Source organism: Saccharothrix sp. ST-888, assembly GCF_000955975.1.
Lineage (GTDB): Bacteria > Actinomycetota > Actinomycetes > Streptomycetales > Streptomycetaceae > Kitasatospora.
On record NZ_JYJF01001062.1, the window covers coordinates 1 to 273 of the forward strand.

The following is a 273-nucleotide window of genomic DNA, read 5'->3' on the forward strand; positions in this document are numbered from 1 at the left end:
GGGACGGCCTGCGCGCAAGGTTGGCGCGAAGAGCGCCGCCGCCTCGGTCACGCAGTCCTGGCCCATCGCGGACAGGACACCGTCCGGACCCAACTCCAGCAACGTACGGACGCCCTCGCCCTCCAGCGTCTGCACGGCGTCGTGGAAGCGAACGGCCTCACGGACGTGCCGCATCCAGTACTCCGGGGTGACCAGCTCGTCGGTGAGCTCGCCGGTGAGGGTGGAGACGACCGGGATCCGGGGCTCGTGGAAGCTCACACCCTCGGCCACCGC

General features: G+C 71.1%; 1 protein-coding gene. It reads right to left on the bottom strand.

Annotated features, from left to right (window positions below):
* Positions 1 to 258: hypothetical protein (locus UK12_RS35615; protein ID WP_156179185.1), on the bottom strand; the 258-nt coding region annotated here is incomplete at its 3' end.
* Between the last annotated feature and the right edge of the window lie 15 nt (positions 259 to 273).